The sequence below is a fragment of the Staphylococcus sp. GDB20D11A genome (assembly GCF_016893255.1).
Lineage (GTDB): Bacteria > Bacillota > Bacilli > Staphylococcales > Staphylococcaceae > Staphylococcus > Staphylococcus aureus.
In genome coordinates this window covers 196191-212309 of record NZ_JAFEPJ010000002.1, presented here as the reverse complement: position 1 = coordinate 212309, position 16119 = coordinate 196191, and the positions used below count along the sequence as shown (strand labels likewise).

Annotated in this window: 16 protein-coding genes, 1 other RNA gene and 1 other annotated feature; of the genes, 15 read left to right on the top strand and 2 right to left on the bottom strand. The window is 33.0% G+C overall.

From position 1 onward, the window contains the following. Positions 1-66 precede the first annotated feature (66 nt). The 3 genes from ssrS (at position 67) to JV528_RS01990 (ending at position 1223) form a co-directional block, all read left to right on the top strand. Positions 67-257: non-coding RNA, 6S RNA (gene ssrS, locus JV528_RS02000), on the top strand. A 64-nt stretch (positions 258-321) separates the two neighbouring features. Beyond that, positions 322-450 carry a hypothetical protein gene (locus JV528_RS01995; protein ID WP_041204300.1) on the top strand — a complete coding sequence of 43 codons (129 nt, stop codon included), beginning with the start codon at positions 322-324 and terminating at the stop codon, positions 448-450. After that, on the top strand, positions 450-1223 hold the full coding sequence (locus tag JV528_RS01990; RefSeq protein ID WP_000682646.1) for a tRNA threonylcarbamoyladenosine dehydratase: 774 nt from the start codon (positions 450-452) through the stop codon (positions 1221-1223). The genes JV528_RS01995 and JV528_RS01990 overlap by 1 nt, the downstream gene beginning before the upstream one ends. Positions 1224-1383: 160 nt before the next feature. Here JV528_RS01990 and JV528_RS01985 read toward each other — a convergent pair whose 3' ends face one another. Next, positions 1384-2658: a replication-associated recombination protein A gene (locus JV528_RS01985; RefSeq protein WP_000102742.1), complete on the bottom strand. Its 1275-nt coding sequence runs from the start codon at positions 2656-2658 to the stop codon at positions 1384-1386. An 84-nt stretch (positions 2659-2742) separates the two neighbouring features. Between JV528_RS01985 and cymR the strand changes: the two genes are divergently transcribed. From cymR to JV528_RS01970, 3 genes are all read left to right on the top strand, one after another. Next, a complete protein-coding gene (gene cymR / locus JV528_RS01980) occupies positions 2743-3165 on the top strand; it encodes a cysteine metabolism transcriptional regulator CymR (RefSeq protein WP_000704122.1) in 423 nt (140 codons plus the stop codon). Between the two features lie 99 nt (positions 3166-3264). Further along, positions 3265-3447, top strand: a complete 183-nt coding sequence (locus JV528_RS01975; RefSeq protein WP_000752909.1) for a CsbD family protein — start codon at positions 3265-3267, stop codon at positions 3445-3447. Between the two features lie 39 nt (positions 3448-3486). After that, on the top strand, positions 3487-3633 hold the full coding sequence (locus JV528_RS01970) for an SAS049 family protein (RefSeq protein WP_000009240.1): 147 nt from the start codon (positions 3487-3489) through the stop codon (positions 3631-3633). 236 nt (positions 3634-3869) lie between these two features. On the opposite strand, the gene JV528_RS01965 is transcribed toward JV528_RS01970, so the two are convergent. Next, positions 3870-4883, bottom strand: a complete 1014-nt coding sequence (locus JV528_RS01965) for an LLM class flavin-dependent oxidoreductase (protein ID WP_204177158.1) — start codon at positions 4881-4883, stop codon at positions 3870-3872. A 311-nt stretch (positions 4884-5194) separates the two neighbouring features. On the opposite strand from JV528_RS01965, the gene JV528_RS01960 reads away from it, so the two are divergent. The 9 genes from JV528_RS01960 (at position 5195) to JV528_RS01920 (ending at position 16117) form a co-directional block, all read left to right on the top strand. Next, positions 5195-6337, top strand: coding sequence for a cysteine desulfurase family protein (locus tag JV528_RS01960; RefSeq protein ID WP_000409167.1), 1143 nt, complete (start codon positions 5195-5197; stop codon positions 6335-6337). Then, positions 6338-7456, top strand: a complete 1119-nt coding sequence (gene mnmA, locus JV528_RS01955) for a tRNA 2-thiouridine(34) synthase MnmA (protein WP_204177157.1) — start codon at positions 6338-6340, stop codon at positions 7454-7456. It abuts the gene before it with no gap. Positions 7457-7995: 539 nt separating this feature from the next. Then, complete coding sequence (locus JV528_RS01950; RefSeq protein WP_000567027.1) at positions 7996-8664, top strand: tetratricopeptide repeat protein; 669 nt, start codon at positions 7996-7998, stop codon at positions 8662-8664. A 1-nt stretch (position 8665) separates the two neighbouring features. Continuing rightward, complete coding sequence (recD2, locus tag JV528_RS01945; RefSeq protein WP_204177156.1) at positions 8666-11143, top strand: SF1B family DNA helicase RecD2; 2478 nt, start codon at positions 8666-8668, stop codon at positions 11141-11143. A gap of 33 nt (positions 11144-11176) precedes the next feature. Beyond that, positions 11177-11354: a binding site (T-box leader), on the top strand. A 131-nt stretch (positions 11355-11485) separates the two neighbouring features. After that, on the top strand, positions 11486-14116 hold the full coding sequence (gene alaS, locus JV528_RS01940; protein ID WP_204177155.1) for an alanine--tRNA ligase: 2631 nt from the start codon (positions 11486-11488) through the stop codon (positions 14114-14116). A 62-nt stretch (positions 14117-14178) separates the two neighbouring features. Further along, positions 14179-14439 (top strand): IreB family regulatory phosphoprotein, encoded by a 261-nt coding sequence (locus JV528_RS01935; protein WP_000426912.1) that lies wholly within the window; start codon positions 14179-14181, stop codon positions 14437-14439. A gap of 3 nt (positions 14440-14442) precedes the next feature. Then, positions 14443-14871, top strand: coding sequence for a Holliday junction resolvase RuvX (ruvX, locus tag JV528_RS01930; protein ID WP_000939059.1), 429 nt, complete (start codon positions 14443-14445; stop codon positions 14869-14871). Positions 14872-14885: 14 nt separating this feature from the next. Further along, positions 14886-15194 (top strand): DUF1292 domain-containing protein, encoded by a 309-nt coding sequence (locus JV528_RS01925; RefSeq protein WP_000134779.1) that lies wholly within the window; start codon positions 14886-14888, stop codon positions 15192-15194. A gap of 284 nt (positions 15195-15478) precedes the next feature. Beyond that, the gene (locus JV528_RS01920; RefSeq protein WP_000342266.1) at positions 15479-16117 is read left to right on the top strand and encodes an O-methyltransferase; all 639 of its coding nucleotides are present in this window, start codon (positions 15479-15481) and stop codon (positions 16115-16117) included. The last annotated feature ends 2 nt before the right edge of the window (positions 16118-16119 follow it).

Here is a 16119-nt window from a genome sequence, read left to right as displayed (position 1 = left end):
TCAATAAACTTTGGTTTGTTATAATTTCATTAATTTTAATTATGTGGTAATATAACATCATAAGATAGTCATCTGAGTTGTTCGTAAGTTTGCTTTTTAATTTGGGCCTAACACTCTTTGATCAAGGGAGCCCAATGGGTTTTCTTGCAGCGTACACGCCTTATATGAAGGACGTACAAAACAAGAAACAGGGCACCCACCTGTATATAACAGGCCGAATGATCAAGCTATTATAACTACGGCAATACGGACTCTATCGATACGCAAGACTTTGTCTTGCGTATTTTTATGCTTTTCTTTAAGTTTTTAATAAAGAATTAGTTGGGTTTAATAGCGTTTAATAATTGTTTCTTCGTTGAATTTTGGAAAAATAATCAAAGCAATAATGCTAAATATAAAATTTTAAGTTACTATGTACTTATGTATAAATCAGTGAAAGAGGTAAAATAATGAAACATCAATTTTCAAGAAATGAACTAGCGATTGGACAACAAGGTTTAGATTTATTGAAGCAACAAACAGTTGTCATACTTGGCGTTGGAGGTGTTGGTTCATTTGCTGCTGAAGCATTAGCAAGAACGAATATTGGTCATATTATATTAATAGATAAAGATGATGTTGATATTACAAATGTAAACAGACAATTACACGCTTTAACTACAACGGTAGGACAAAGTAAAGTTTCTTTGATGGAAGAACGTATTAAATTAATTAATCCAGATTGTAAAGTCACGCCTTTACATATGTTTTATACAGAAGAGACATATGAAGAAATTTTCGATAATTACGATATAGATTATTTTGTAGATGCAAGTGATACAATAATGTACAAAGTACACTTAATGAAAGAGTGTCTTGACCGAGGGATTAAAGTGATTTCCAGTATGGGTGCTGCAAATAAAACAGATCCAACACGTTTTACAATTTCAGATATCTCTAAAACACATACCGATCCAATGGCCAAAATTATTCGTCAAAAATTAAAAAAACTAGGGATTCGTAAAGGGATTCCAGTTGTATTTTCAGATGAAAGTCCAATTGTCATAAGAGAAGATGTAAAAGATATAGTTGGAGATAAAAATGCTATCAATCGAAAAGGACAAATGCCACCTTCTTCAAATGCCTTTGTGCCAAGTGTTGTTGGATTAATTTGTGCAAGTTATGTAGTGAATGACGTATTAAAAGATATTCCAGTTCGTCGCATTAAAGACAAAGGGCAATAATTAATTTTGAAAGGGATAACTTTCAACGTAAGGCAAGTGTAACCACACCATAAAACTAAAACTGACTAGTTCGCAAGCATAGTAGAATATGCCTTGTGTACTAGTCAGTTTTGATTTGATTATAGCTAAAATATCAAAGGTAATCGATTTAATCTTATTTTTACGGCCTTTGTTTAAGTAAGTTGTTATATATTTCTTTGAGTTGTTGTTCACTTTTAGATGTCGTTTTTGGTTCATAATAAATTTTGCTTTTTAGTTTATCAGGTAAATATTGCTGTGAAACATAGCCATTAACATATTGGTGTGGATATTTGTAACCAATAGATCGGCCTAGATCTTTAGCACCTTGATAATGTCCATCTTTTAAATGGTTTGGAATTTGGCCCACATGACCGTTTCTAATATCGGACAATGCACTATCAATGGCACTCATTGCTGAATTTGACTTAGGTGATAAGCATAGTTCGATTACTGCTTGGCTTAGTGGTATTCTAGCTTCTGGTAAACCTAGACGTTCTGCTGATTCAATAGCAGCAAGTGTTCTCTGACCAGCATTAGGTGAGGCTAAGCCTATATCCTCATAGCTAATTACAAGTAATCGTCGAACTATTGTAGGTAAATCTCCAGCTTCAATTAATCGTGCTAAATAATGTAAAGCGGCATTGACGTCGCTACCACGGATAGATTTTTGGAAAGCGCTCATAACATCGTAATGCATGTCACCATCCTTATCACTTACAAATGCACCTTTTTGTAAACAGTCTTTAGCATCTTGCAATGTAACATGTCGATAACCGTCTTTGTCATTATCTGCGCTTAATACAGCTAATTCCAATGCATTTAACGCACTACGAACATCACCTTGACTTTGTGTAGAAAAGTAGGTCATGGCATCTTCATCAATTTTGGGTTGATATGTTTTTAAACCATTCTCTTCATCTTCTATTGCACGAGTTAACGCTTGGCGCACATCTTCATCATTTAAAGGATATAACTCAAAAATTTGCGCTCTTGAACGAATCGCTGGATTGATAGCATGATAAGGATTTGAAGTTGTAGCACCGATCAAGACGATTTTGCCATTTTCTAAATGAGGTAATAAAAAGTCTTGTTTAGCTTTATCTAGTCGATGTATTTCATCTAATAACAAGATAACTTGACCAGACATTTTAGCTTCTTCAACAACAAGTTGCATATCTTTTTTAGTGTTAGTTACAGCATTCAATTGTCTGAATTTATATTGCGTACTGCCCGAAATTGCTTTGGCAATACTTGTTTTGCCTATACCAGGTGGACCATAAAAAATCATTGAAGTTAATTTTTTTGTATCAACCATTCTTCTGATAATGCCTCTTGGTCCAACTAAATGTTGTTGGGAAATGATTTCATCTATATTTTTTGGGCGCATTCTCGATGCTAATGGTTCTGTACTCACATTTGTCACACCTTTCTTATACTATCTTAACTCAAAAAATGCTAAAATGGGAATATCAATATTCGAATTAAGTGAGGTTATACAATGAAAATTTCTACTAAAGGGAGATATGGACTTACATTGATGATTTCTCTTGCTAAAAAAGAGGGGCAAGGATGTATATCATTAAAGTCAATTGCTGAAGAAAATAATTTGAGTGATTTATATTTAGAACAGCTTGTAGGTCCTTTAAGAAATGCGGGGTTAATTCGAAGTGTACGCGGTGCTAAAGGTGGATACCAATTAAGAGTACCAGCGGAAGAAATCTCAGCAGGGGATATTATAAGACTGTTAGAAGGTCCAATTACATTTGTTGAAAGTATTGAATCAGAACCACCTGCGCAAAAACAACTATGGATTCGCATGAGAGATGCAGTGAGAGATGTTTTAGATAATACAACATTGAAATATTTAGCGGAATATGTAGATACAAGTGAAGATTTAGACGGATACATGTTTTATATTTAATCGTATAAATACTATACTATAACATAAAAACTTCATATTATAATGTTTAGCGAACCTCCTTTGTGGTATATAAATATATACATCTAAGGAGGTTTCACTATGGCAGACGAAAGTAAGTTCGATCAATTTAAAGGCAATGTTAAAGAAACAGTAGGTAACGTTACTGATAACAAAGAATTAGAAAAAGAAGGTCAGCAAGATAAAGCGACTGGTAAAGCAAAAGAAGTTGTTGAAAATGCTAAAAACAAAATAACTGATGCAATTGATAAACTTAAAAAATAAGTTCAATTAAACTAATCAAATATAAGAGGAGCGATTAATATGAGTTTTATGGATAAAGCTAAAGACGCAGTAGAAAAATTTAAAAATAGCGATAATGAACAAGTTAAAAATGTAAAAGATAAGATAAATGAATATACAGGATCGAATAACGTAGAGAAAAAAGAAAATGAAGATAAAGAGAAATAAATTTCTTTAAATTTTGGATATGCTTTTCAATATTTTGAAAGCGCCCCATCAAATAAACACTTACAAAGTGTAAAGTTGAAGGGGCGCTTTCATATTTGCATTAGAATTTTAAGTGAATTTGAATCATTACTAAAATAAATGATTGAACAATAAAGACATCTTTCATTCAAAATGCTGTTACTGTTTATTTTTATTAATATTATGGATACATACTTTCACTTAGTTTATTTATCACATTAAAAAGTGTTTTTTTCATTTATCTGATTTATAACATTCTTGAACCGACGATAAGAGTCTAATTGCATATCTTTATCATAAATATAACTTATTGCCATAATTTCGTTGACTTCACCATAAGTTTCCATAAAATCTTGAATTTTTTGTTGAACAGTATTTTCTGAACCTATTAATGATATTTTCTGTCTTTCCATAGCCATCTCATATTCTCTCGGCGTTAATATATTTTGTAGTTCATGTGTTGGCGGTTGAACGGGCTGCATTCTGCCACGAGTGATACTAACCATTACTTGTGCCATAGATGAAGCTAAATATTGTGCTTCGTCATCATTTTCAGCAACGATTGTATTTAAACATACAATAACATAAGGTTCGTCTAAGACATCAGAAGGTTCAAATAACGTTTTGTAAATTTCGATAGCTTCTTTCATTTGTTGAGGTGTAAAATGTCCAGCGAACACATATGGAAGCCCTTTGCGAGCAGCTAAATGTGCAGAATCTGTTGAAGAACCAAGAATGTATAAAGGCACATTTTTACCTACTGCTGGATAAGCACGAACATATGCTTGTTGGTGAGCAGGGCCGAAATATTGTTGTAATAATGAAACCTCTTCTGGAAATTTATAAACACCATCATGTTGATCTCGTCTTAATGCACTTGCGGTCATCATATCTGTTCCAGGTGCACGTCCTAATCCTAAATCGACACGATTTGGAAATAATGTTGCCATCGTGCCAAATTGTTCCGCAACGATTAATGGAGCATGGTTAGGTAACATGATTCCTCCAGAACCTACACGTATGTGTTTCGTATGTTCTAACGTATGTTGAATTAATAAAGCAGTTGCTGAACTTACTAGGTTGGGAGCGTTATGGTGTTCAGCAATCCAATATCTTTCATATGATAATTCGTCTAAATGTTGTGCGAGCTTAACCATATCATTAATTGCTGTTCGTTCATCTTCACCTTCTCGAATAGGGACTAGGTTTAATGCTGAATATTTAATCGCCATTTTTGTATCGTCCTTCCTTTTTTATGATATAAGAAGTATACCAATCGAATAACCAGATAAATATTAAATTGCTCATAACCAAAATAATAGTACGTTACATTTTACAAATGAAAAAATATCTGCAAATACTAAAATTTATAAAAAAGACAAGAATAAAGCGATAAACTTAAAAAAGCCTATCGAAAAGCATGTGTAGAAAATGGTAAAATATAATTAAAAACATTATAAATAAAGTTAAACAGAAAAGTAGAAAAATAGTATGTAAGGTGCTATTATTGGAACATTGATAAAATTGTGAGGAGTGTCCAAACATGGAAATTTATGCAGATTATGCTGCGACCACACCAGTAAAACCTGAAGTAGTAGATGCGATGATGACGATTTACAATTCGCATTATGGTAATCCATCATCAATACATGCTAAGGGAAGAGATGCGCGTAAATATTTAGATGAGTCAAGACGTCAAATTGCACAATTACTTGGTGCAGATACACATGAAATTATATTTACGAGTGGTGCAACAGAATCGAATAATACGGCAATTAAAGGCATAGTAAAAGCAAATGAACAATTGGGTAATCACATTATCACATCGAAGATTGAACATCATTCTGTGTTACATGTTTTTGAACAATTAGAGCGAGAAGGTTTTGATGTAACATATCTAGATGTTGATGATACAGGTGCTATTGATTTAGACCAACTTGAAGAAACAATTACAGATAAGACGATTTTAGTATCTATTATGTTTGTAAATAATGAAGTTGGCACAGTGCAACAAATTTATGATATTCAAGATATTATTGCTGAGACAAATGCATATTTCCATGTTGATGCGGTTCAAGCAATTGGACATCTTGATGTTAAGTTTGACGAATTTGAGATCGACGCAATGAGTATTACTGCTCATAAGTTTGGAGGACCAAAAGGTGTCGGTGCATTATTAGTTAAAGACCATGTCACATTAGATTATCCTCAACTTGGCGGTGAACAAGAATTGAAACGCCGTGCAGGTACTGAAAATCTTGCACAAATTGTCGGGATGGCTAAAGCATTACAATTAGCAGAAAAGAATCGAGACGATAACAATATTCATTTAATGAATTTAAAAGAACAATTTTTAGTTAAATTACAAGAAAGAGCGATTCCATTTGAATTAAATGGTTCAATGACGGATGCTACAGGCCATATTGTAAATCTATATTTTCCGTTTGTTGAAGTTGAAACGATGTTAACATTGTTGGATATGGCACAAATCTATGTGTCGTCTGGATCTGCATGTACAGCAGGCTCTACACAACCGTCGCATGTTTTAGATGCAATGTTCGAAGATGAGGAGCGATCAAATCATTCGATTCGATTTAGTTTTAACGAATTGACTACTGAAAATGAAATTAATGCAATTGTAGCTGAAATTCATAAAATATATTTTAAATTTAAGGAGGAGTCATAATTGTCAAATAAAGATATACGTGTTGTCGTTGGTATGTCAGGCGGTGTAGATAGTTCTGTAACAGCCCACGTCTTAAAAGAACAAGGTTATGATGTCATTGGCATATTTATGAAAAACTGGGATGACACTGACGAAAATGGCGTATGTACTGCAACTGAAGATTACAACGATGTTATTGAAGTGTGTAATCAAATTGGCATTCCATATTACGCTGTTAATTTTGAAAAAGAATATTGGGATAAAGTCTTTACGTATTTCTTAGATGAATACAAAAAAGGTCGTACTCCAAATCCAGACGTTATGTGTAATAAAGAAATTAAGTTTAAAGCCTTTTTAGATCATGCGATGAATTTAGGTGCAGATTATGTAGCAACAGGACATTACGCACGCATACATCGTCATGAAGATGGTCATGTTGAAATGTTACGTGGTGTAGATAATAATAAAGATCAAACATACTTCTTGAATCAATTATCTCAACAACAACTTTCAAAAGCGATGTTCCCAATTGGTGACATCGAAAAGAGTGAAGTGCGTCGAATTGCTGAAGAACAAGGACTTGTTACTGCTAAGAAAAAAGATTCTACAGGCATTTGTTTTATCGGCGAAAAAAACTTTAAAACATTTTTATCACAATATTTACCTGCACAACCGGGTGATATGATAACACTTGATGGTAAGAAAATGGGTAAACATAGTGGTTTGATGTATTACACAATAGGACAAAGACATGGTTTAGGTATAGGTGGAGATGGCGATCCTTGGTTTGTTGTCGGTAAAAATCTAAAAGATAATGTTTTATATGTAGAACAAGGATTCCATCACGATGCATTATACAGTGATTACTTAATTGCTTCAGACTATTCATTTGTAAATCCAGAAGATAATGACTTAGATCAAGGTTTTGAATGTACAGCTAAATTTAGATATCGCCAAAAAGATACGAAAGTTTTTGTGAAACGTGAAAACGACCATGCACTGCGTGTTACTTTTGCTGAGCCAGTAAGAGCAATCACACCTGGACAAGCAGTTGTTTTTTATCAAGGTGATGTGTGTCTTGGTGGAGCAACAATTGACGATGTGTTCAAAAATGAAGGTCAATTAAATTATGTTGTATAAACAATGGCAACAATAAATTACTTATTTGAAGTTTCAGCGTTGGAAATGACGAAAGACAGTTTTTGATGAGAATAATTCATGATGATAGAGTCTGGGACATCACAATGTCCTAGGCTCTACAATGTTATATTGGCGGGGCCCCAACACAGAAGCTGACGGGGTCCCAACATAGAAGCTGACGGAAAGTCAGATTTCAATAACGTGCGAGTTGGCGGGGCCCCAACACAGAGAATTTCGTAAAGAAATTCTACAGGCAATGCAAGTTGGGGTAAACAAATTAATTTTGTAAAAATATCATTTCTGTCCCACTCCCTATGCATGAGTCTAATTATGTATTCCTATTTTTAAGTACATAATAGTGGTGGCTAATGTGGAAGAACCATTACATAATAAACCGTTAATGGTTCTTTAGCATTTCTATTCCATTCCCGCTTTTTCATGAATGAAGATGATATTAGATTATATTTTATTCGTTGTTAAGTGATTCGAGACATACAATTTATCAAGATGTTATAATTGATGAGAAATGAGGTTCGTAAATGATAGATCAACAAACAATTTATCAATACATACAAAATGGAAAAATAGAAGAAGCGTTACAAGCATTGTTCGGAAATATCGAAGAAGATCCTACAATTATTGAAAATTATATTAATGCCGGTATCGTACTTGCTGATGCGAATGAGATTGAAAAGGCAGAGCGTTTTTTCCAAAAAGCTTTAACAATAGATTCGAAGAATGGCGTCGTATTTTATAATCTAGCAAATGTATATTATAATCAGCAACGTTATCAAGAAGCTATTAAATTATATCAACAAGCATTACAAACAGAGATTGAACAAGTAGATTGTAATTATATGATCGGTATGGCGTTTAATCAGTTAGAATCATTTAAGCTGGCATTGCCGTATTTAATGACTGCTGCGGAACTAGATAAAGACAAAGATGCAGAAGTTCAATTTCAATATGGTCTTGTATTATGTCAATTAGAAATGTTTAATGAAGCCATAACTCAACTTAAACATGTATTAACGATTGATAAAAATCATGTTGATGCAAGATACAATTTAGGTTTAGCGTTATTTATGAAAAATGAAGATATTGATGAAGCCATAACTCATTTTAAAGAAGCTGTGACTATCGACCCTAAACACTTATTAAGTCAGCATGCGCTGAAAACATTCACTAAAATGAAAGAGGAGGAGTAACATGTCAGACCCTACACTATTTGATTATTCAATGATCAAAGGTACTGTTGAAGCGATATTGTTTCAAAACAGTGATAATTTTTATACAGTGCTTAAAGTAGATACTATTGAAACAAATGAAGACTTTGACACAATGCCAACTGTTGTAGGGTTTCTTCCGAATATTGTTGAAGGCGATGTCTACACATTTAAAGGTCAAGTTGTTGATCATCCCCGTTATGGTAAACAATTAAAAGCAGAGACTTTTGAAAAAGAAATGCCACAAACGAAAGAAGCAATTATAAGTTATTTATCAAGCGATTTGTTTAAAGGAGTAGGTAAAAAGACAGCTCAAAATATTGTTAATACATTAGGTGATAATGCGATAAATGATATATTAGATGACCATTCAGTTCTAGAAAAAGTTTCGGGATTATCTAAAAAGAAACAGAAACAAATTGCAGAACAAATTTCAGCAAATCAAGAATCTGAAAAAATAATGATTCGTTTACATGATTTAGGGTTTGGTCCTAAACTTTCAATGGCAATTTATCAGTTTTATCTCGGTGATACACTGACTATTTTAGATCGAAATCCATATCAATTGATTTATGATATTAAAGGTATTGGTTTTAATAAAGCAGATCAACTTGCTAGAAATATTGGTATCGCTTATAACGATAATGAACGATTAAAAGCTGCGTTGCTCTATACGTTAGAAGAAGAATGTATTAAACAGGGACATACATATTTGCCTATCAATGTTGTTATAGACTTAACCGTTGATGTATTAAATTATCAAGATGAAGAAGTCATCGAACCTGAAAAATTAGACGAAATGTTGCAATACTTAAATGAGGAAAAACGACTAATTATTGACAATGAACAAGTTGCAATTCCAAGTTTGTATTATTCTGAAATCAAAAGTGTTCAAAACTTATTCAGAATAAAGACGCATACAAATAAACTTACGGAAATTGAACAGTCAGATTTACAAATGCATATTGGTGAAATAGAAGATGCGAATCAAGTGAACTATGCAGCTTCACAAAAAGAAGCTTTGCAAACGGCTATCAATTCTAAGGTGATGCTATTAACCGGTGGACCGGGAACAGGAAAGACGACAGTAATTAAAGGCATTGTAGAATTATATGCTGAGATTCATGGTTTATCATTAGATTATGATGATTATGTCAATGATGATTATCCAGTTGTATTAGCAGCGCCAACAGGAAGAGCGTCCAAGAGACTACAAGAGTCAACTGGATTAGAAGCAATGACGATTCATCGTTTAATAGGTTGGAATCAAGACACAAAGCCAGAGGATATATTAGAAAATGAAATAAACGCACGACTCATAATCATTGATGAGATGTCTATGGTAGATACTTGGTTGTTCCACCAATTTTTAAGTGCAGTTCCTTTAGATGCACAATTGATATTTGTAGGTGATGAGGACCAATTGCCTTCTGTAGGCCCTGGTCAAGTATTTAAAGATTTAATTGAATCGAAAGCTATACCACGAGTTAATCTGACTGAAGTATATCGTCAACAAGATGGTTCAAGCATTATAGAATTAGCACATCGAATGAAGTTGGGTCAGAAAATTAATATTACACAGCGTTTTCATGATAGAAGTTTTATTAACTGTCAGGCAAACCAAATACCAACAGTTGTTGAGAAGGTAGTTACTAGTGCTGTTAATAAAGGGTATACTATGGCTGATATTCAAGTGCTTGCACCAATGTATAAAGGAAATGCTGGTATTAAACGTTTAAATCAAGTTTTACAAGATATTTTAAACCCTAAAAAGAAAGACACACGAGAAATTGAGTTTGGTGATGTAGTCTTTAGAAAAGGTGACAAAGTATTACAACTTGTTAATAGGCCAAATGATAACATATTTAATGGTGACATAGGAGTTATTGTTGGTATTTTTTGGGCGAAAGAAAATGCCCTTAATAAAGATGTACTTGTTGTGGATTTTGAAGGTAATGAAATTACATTTACGAAACAAGATATGATGGAATTAACACATGCATATTGTACATCAATCCATAAATCACAAGGCTCAGAATTTCCTATTGTTATCATGCCTATTGTTAAACAGTATTTTAGAATGTTACAAAGACCGATATTATATACTGGTTTAACTAGAGCGAAAACGAGTTTAGTTTTACTTGGTGATCCGGAAGCATTTGATATTGGATTGAAAACAAATGGTCAAGTGCGTTTAACACAATTATGTACATTGTTGAAAAATTATTTTAATTCAGAAGATGAAGAAATGCTGGAAAACACAGCAACTAATGATACAGGAGCTTCACAAACGACAATAGATGATCAAGTAGAAGCTTCATTGTCATCGAATGATAGCGAAGAAGTTACGTCTGATTCAACAAAAACAGATACAAATGTATTAACGGAAGCTACAATGTTTAAAATTGATCCAATGATTAATATGGGAGAAATCACGCCGTATGACTTTATAGAACGTTGACAACAAGCGTAAATGTAACTAAAATAGAATTAAATTCGTATAAAGATGAGTAGTTAATGATTTGTTTATCAGAGATGTACTGGTTGGTGAAAAGTACAACAAACATTAGTGAACGCTACTTTATGCACAACTGTATAGTCGATTTAAAGTGATAAATGTGTTGAATTACATTTATAACTAGGGTGGTACCGCGATAACGTTCGTCCCTTTTGAGGATGGGCGTTTTTTATTTTTTAATAATAAAAAGTGATATTGATTTATACTAGTTTTTCAAATCGATTATCTGTGTCATCAATTTTTATGGAATGCTAATTTAAAAACAGTAAATAGGATGTGTAAATGATGAAAAAGTTAAAAGCGAGTGAAATTAGACAAAAATATCTAGATTTCTTTGTTGAAAAAGGACATATGGTTGAACCTTCTGCACCATTAGTGCCAATTGATGATGATACATTATTATGGATTAATTCAGGTGTAGCAACATTAAAGAAATATTTTGATGGACGTGAAACACCTAAAAAGCCAAGAATTGTAAACTCTCAAAAAGCTATTCGTACAAATGATATTGAAAATGTTGGTTTCACAGCGCGTCACCATACATTCTTTGAAATGTTAGGTAACTTCTCAATTGGTGATTACTTTAAACAAGAAGCGATTGAATTTGCTTGGGAATTTTTAACGAGTGATAAATGGATGGGTATGGAGCCAGATAAATTGTACGTTACGATTCATCCGGAAGATATGGAAGCATACAACATTTGGCATAAAGATATTGGGCTTGAAGAAAGTCGTATTATTCGCATTGAAGGTAACTTCTGGGATATTGGTGAAGGGCCTTCAGGACCGAACACTGAGATTTTCTATGATCGCGGAGAAGCATATGGACAAGACGATCCGGCAGAAGAAATGTATCCAGGTGGAGAAAATGAACGCTATCTTGAAGTATGGAACTTAGTATTTAGTGAATTCAATCATAATAAAGATCATAGTTACACACCATTACCTAATAAAAATATTGATACCGGCATGGGGCTTGAGCGTATGGCCTCAGTTTCTCAAAATGTACGTACTAACTATGAAACAGATTTATTTATGCCTATAATGAATGAAATCGAAAAAGTATCAAGTAAACAATATTTAGTAAACAACGAACAAGATGTGGCATTTAAAGTAATTGCTGACCACATTCGTACGATTGCATTTGCAATTTCTGATGGTGCATTACCTGCCAATGAAGGTAGAGGATATGTATTACGTCGATTGTTACGTCGTGCCGTTCGTTTTAGTCAAACGTTAGGAATCAATGAGCCATTTATGTACAAACTTGTTGATATTGTTGCAGACATTATGGAACCATATTATCCAAATGTTAAGGAAAAAGCAGATTTCATTAAGCGTGTTATAAAGTCTGAAGAAGAACGATTCCATGAAACATTAGAAGATGGTTTAGCGATTTTAAATGAATTAATTAAAAAAGCTAAAGAAACAACAAATGAAATTAATGGGAAAGATGCATTTAAATTGTATGATACGTACGGGTTCCCAATTGAATTAACTGAAGAAATAGCAGTGCAAGCAGGATTGAAAGTTGATATGACAACATTCGAGTCAGAAATGCAACAACAACGTGATCGTGCACGTCAAGCACGTCAAAATTCTCAATCAATGCAAGTTCAAAGTGAAGTATTGAAAAATATTACATCTGCAAGTACTTTTGTTGGTTATGATACTGCGACAGCTCAAACAACACTAACACACTTGATATATAATGGTGAAGAAGTTTCACAAGTTGAAGCGGGTGAAACAGTATACTTCATGTTAACGGAAACACCATTTTATGCAGTCAGTGGTGGACAAGTTGCGGATACAGGTATTGTTTATAATGACAATTTTGAAATTGCTGTTAGTGAAGTAACCAAAGCACCAAATGGTCAAAACTTGCATAAAGGAGTAGTACAATTTGGCCAAGTAAATGTTGGCGCTACAGTGTCTGCTGAAGTGAACCAAAATGATCGACGTGACATTCAAAAGAACCATAGTGCAACACATTTATTACATGCAGCGTTGAAATCAGTACTGGGTGATCATGTTAACCAAGCTGGTTCACTAGTAGAAGCAGATCGTTTACGTTTTGATTTCTCTCATTTTGGTCCAATGACTAATGATGAAATTGATCAAGTTGAACGCTTAGTAAATGAAGAAATTTGGAAAGGTATTGACGTTAACATTCAAGAAATGGATATTGCTTCAGCTAAAGAAATGGGCGCAATGGCATTATTCGGTGAAAAATATGGTGATGTTGTGCGTGTAGTAAATATGGCACCATTTTCAATTGAATTATGTGGTGGTATTCATGTCCGCAATACTTCTGAAATTGGTTTATTCAAAATAGTAAGTGAGTCAGGTACAGGAGCTGGTGTGCGTCGTATTGAAGCATTAACAGGTAAAGCAGCTTTCTTATATTTAGAAGATATTCAAGAGAAATTTAATACGATGAAATCACAGCTGAAAGTGAAATCTGATGATCAAGTAGTCGATAAGTTAACACAATTGCAAGATGAAGAAAAAGCATTATTAAAACAATTAGAGCAACGTGACAAAGAAATCACATCACTTAAAATGGGTAATATTGAAGATCAAGTTGAAGAAATCAATGGCTATAAAGTATTGGTTACTGAAGTGGATGTACCAAATGCGAAAGCAATTCGCTCGACAATGGACGATTTTAAATCTAAACTACAAGATACAATTATCATTCTTGCAAGTAATGTTGATGATAAAGTATCGATGGTTGCAACTGTCCCTAAATCTTTAACAAATAATGTTAAAGCCGGTGATCTTATCAAACAAATGGCACCAATCGTTGGTGGTAAAGGTGGCGGTCGTCCAGATATGGCTCAAGGTGGCGGTACACAACCTGAAAATATCTCAAAATCATTAAGCTTTATTAAAGATTACATTAAAAATCTATAATTTAAAGCCATAATATTGTATGATGATAGTGAGTTATATTTGTAATTAAAGGAGTGTCGCAAATGGAAAACTTTGATAAAACAATGAAATTCGACTATGAAGAACTTCCAACACAAGATGTAAGAGATGTTTTAAATAATGTTTATCGAACATTAGATGAACGAGGATATAATGCCGTAAACCAAATTGTAGGTTATTTATTATCAGGTGACCCTGCGTATATTCCACGCCAAAATGAAGCAAGAAATCAAATTCGTCATATTGATAGAGATGTTATTATGGAAGAGCTTGTTTCTTACTATTTAAAAGAGCAAAATAAATAATTTATGTTACAACATAAAATTTTAGGACTCGATGTCGGTAGTAGAACGGTAGGAATTGCAATTAGTGATATAATGGGTTGGACGGCACAAGGATTAGACACACTCCGAATCAATGAAGAAAATAATGAATTAGGTATTGACCAATTAGTAGACATTATTAAAAAACATAATGTGGGTACAGTCGTAATAGGACTACCTAAAAACATGAATAATTCAATAGGATTTCGAGGCGAAGCTTCGTTAACATATAAAGAAAAATTATTAGAAGCTTATCCTTCTATTGAGATTGTGATGTGGGATGAAAGATTAAGCACAATGGCTGCTGAACGATCATTATTAGAAGCAGATGTTTCAAGACAAAAAAGAAAACAAGTGATTGATAAAATGGCAGCGGTATTTATTTTACAAGGCTATTTAGATTCACTACATTAAAAGGAGATTTTACTATGACTGAACATAATCATGATTCACAACTAGAAATTAATAACGAAGAAGAATTATTAACTTTATTCGATGAAGAAGGAAATGAAGTTTTATACCGAAAAGTTTTAGAATTTTATCATCCTGAATTCAAAAAAGAGTATGTTATCTTAGCTGAAGAAGGTGCTCAATCAGATGAAGACGATATGATTGAGCTTGTACCAATGATCAATGAACCAGATGAGTCAGGTGACGGTGGTAAGTTAGTACCAATCGAAACTGATGAAGAATGGGACATGATTGAAGAAGTTGTAAATACTGAAATGGAAGAATAATTAAAAAGATTTTACTCTTGCTAACCTTAAGATGGGGAGGCAAGAGTATTTTTTTAAGTCAAGCAATGTATAAATAATTAACGCTTATAATTTTATTGAAAATATGGTAAAATATCTAAAGTTAAATTTTATATGAATGATTCGCTTCTATAAATAAAATAGCTTTGCGTCTAACACGAAATCAGTCATTTAATTGGTTGGCAAAATTATAATCAATTGTGAAGGCTGATTTATTTTATTGTCATAATCATATTGACTTATTTTACATAAAGGAAGTTTAAAACATGGATGACCTAAATAAAAAATATTTAATAGATTTACATCAACATCAAAATAGTTCAATCGAAGTTTTGCGTGAATTTGCCGAAGTAAATGAAGTGCCAATCGTAGATCGTTTAACATTAGATTTAATTAAGCAATTAATTCGTATGAATAATGTTAAAAATATTTTAGAAATTGGCACAGCAATCGGCTATAGTTCTATGCAATTCGCTTCTATATCTGATGACATTCATGTCACAACGATAGAGCGTAATGAAACGATGATTCAATATGCTAAACAAAATTTAGCTACTTATCATTTTGAAAACCAGGTTCGAATTATTGAAGGTAATGCTTTAGAGCAATTTGAAAATGTAAATGACAAAGTTTATGATATGATATTTATTGATGCAGCAAAAGCGCAATCAAAGAAATTTTTTGAAATATATACACCACTTTTAAAGCACCAAGGTCTCGTAATTACAGATAATGTTTTATATCACGGTTTTGTATCGGATATTGGGATTGTTAGATCGAGAAATGTAAGACAAATGGTTAAAAAGGTTCAAGATTATAATGAGTGGTTAATAAAGCAACCAGGATATACAACGAATTTTTTAAATATAGACGATGGATTAGCGATTTCAATTAAAGGAGAATGACT

Excerpts from the sequence above, each read along its gene's own strand:
- JV528_RS01990 (WP_000682646.1), top strand. The coding sequence starts at position 450 with ATGAAACATCAATTTTCAAGAAATGAACTAGCGATTGGACAACAAGGT.
- cymR (WP_000704122.1), top strand. The coding sequence starts at position 2,743 with ATGAAAATTTCTACTAAAGGGAGATATGGACTTACATTGATGATTTCT.
- JV528_RS01975 (WP_000752909.1), top strand. The coding sequence starts at position 3,265 with ATGGCAGACGAAAGTAAGTTCGATCAATTTAAAGGCAATGTTAAAGAA.
- JV528_RS01970 (WP_000009240.1), top strand. The coding sequence starts at position 3,487 with ATGAGTTTTATGGATAAAGCTAAAGACGCAGTAGAAAAATTTAAAAAT.
- JV528_RS01965 (WP_204177158.1), bottom strand. The coding sequence starts at position 4,883 with ATGGCGATTAAATATTCAGCATTAAACCTAGTCCCTATTCGAGAAGGT.
- JV528_RS01960 (WP_000409167.1), top strand. The coding sequence starts at position 5,195 with ATGGAAATTTATGCAGATTATGCTGCGACCACACCAGTAAAACCTGAA.
- JV528_RS01950 (WP_000567027.1), top strand. The coding sequence starts at position 7,996 with ATGATAGATCAACAAACAATTTATCAATACATACAAAATGGAAAAATA.
- recD2 (WP_204177156.1), top strand. The coding sequence starts at position 8,666 with ATGTCAGACCCTACACTATTTGATTATTCAATGATCAAAGGTACTGTT.
- alaS (WP_204177155.1), top strand. The coding sequence starts at position 11,486 with ATGAAAAAGTTAAAAGCGAGTGAAATTAGACAAAAATATCTAGATTTC.
- JV528_RS01935 (WP_000426912.1), top strand. The coding sequence starts at position 14,179 with ATGGAAAACTTTGATAAAACAATGAAATTCGACTATGAAGAACTTCCA.
- ruvX (WP_000939059.1), top strand. The coding sequence starts at position 14,443 with ATGTTACAACATAAAATTTTAGGACTCGATGTCGGTAGTAGAACGGTA.
- JV528_RS01925 (WP_000134779.1), top strand. The coding sequence starts at position 14,886 with ATGACTGAACATAATCATGATTCACAACTAGAAATTAATAACGAAGAA.
- JV528_RS01920 (WP_000342266.1), top strand. The coding sequence starts at position 15,479 with ATGGATGACCTAAATAAAAAATATTTAATAGATTTACATCAACATCAA.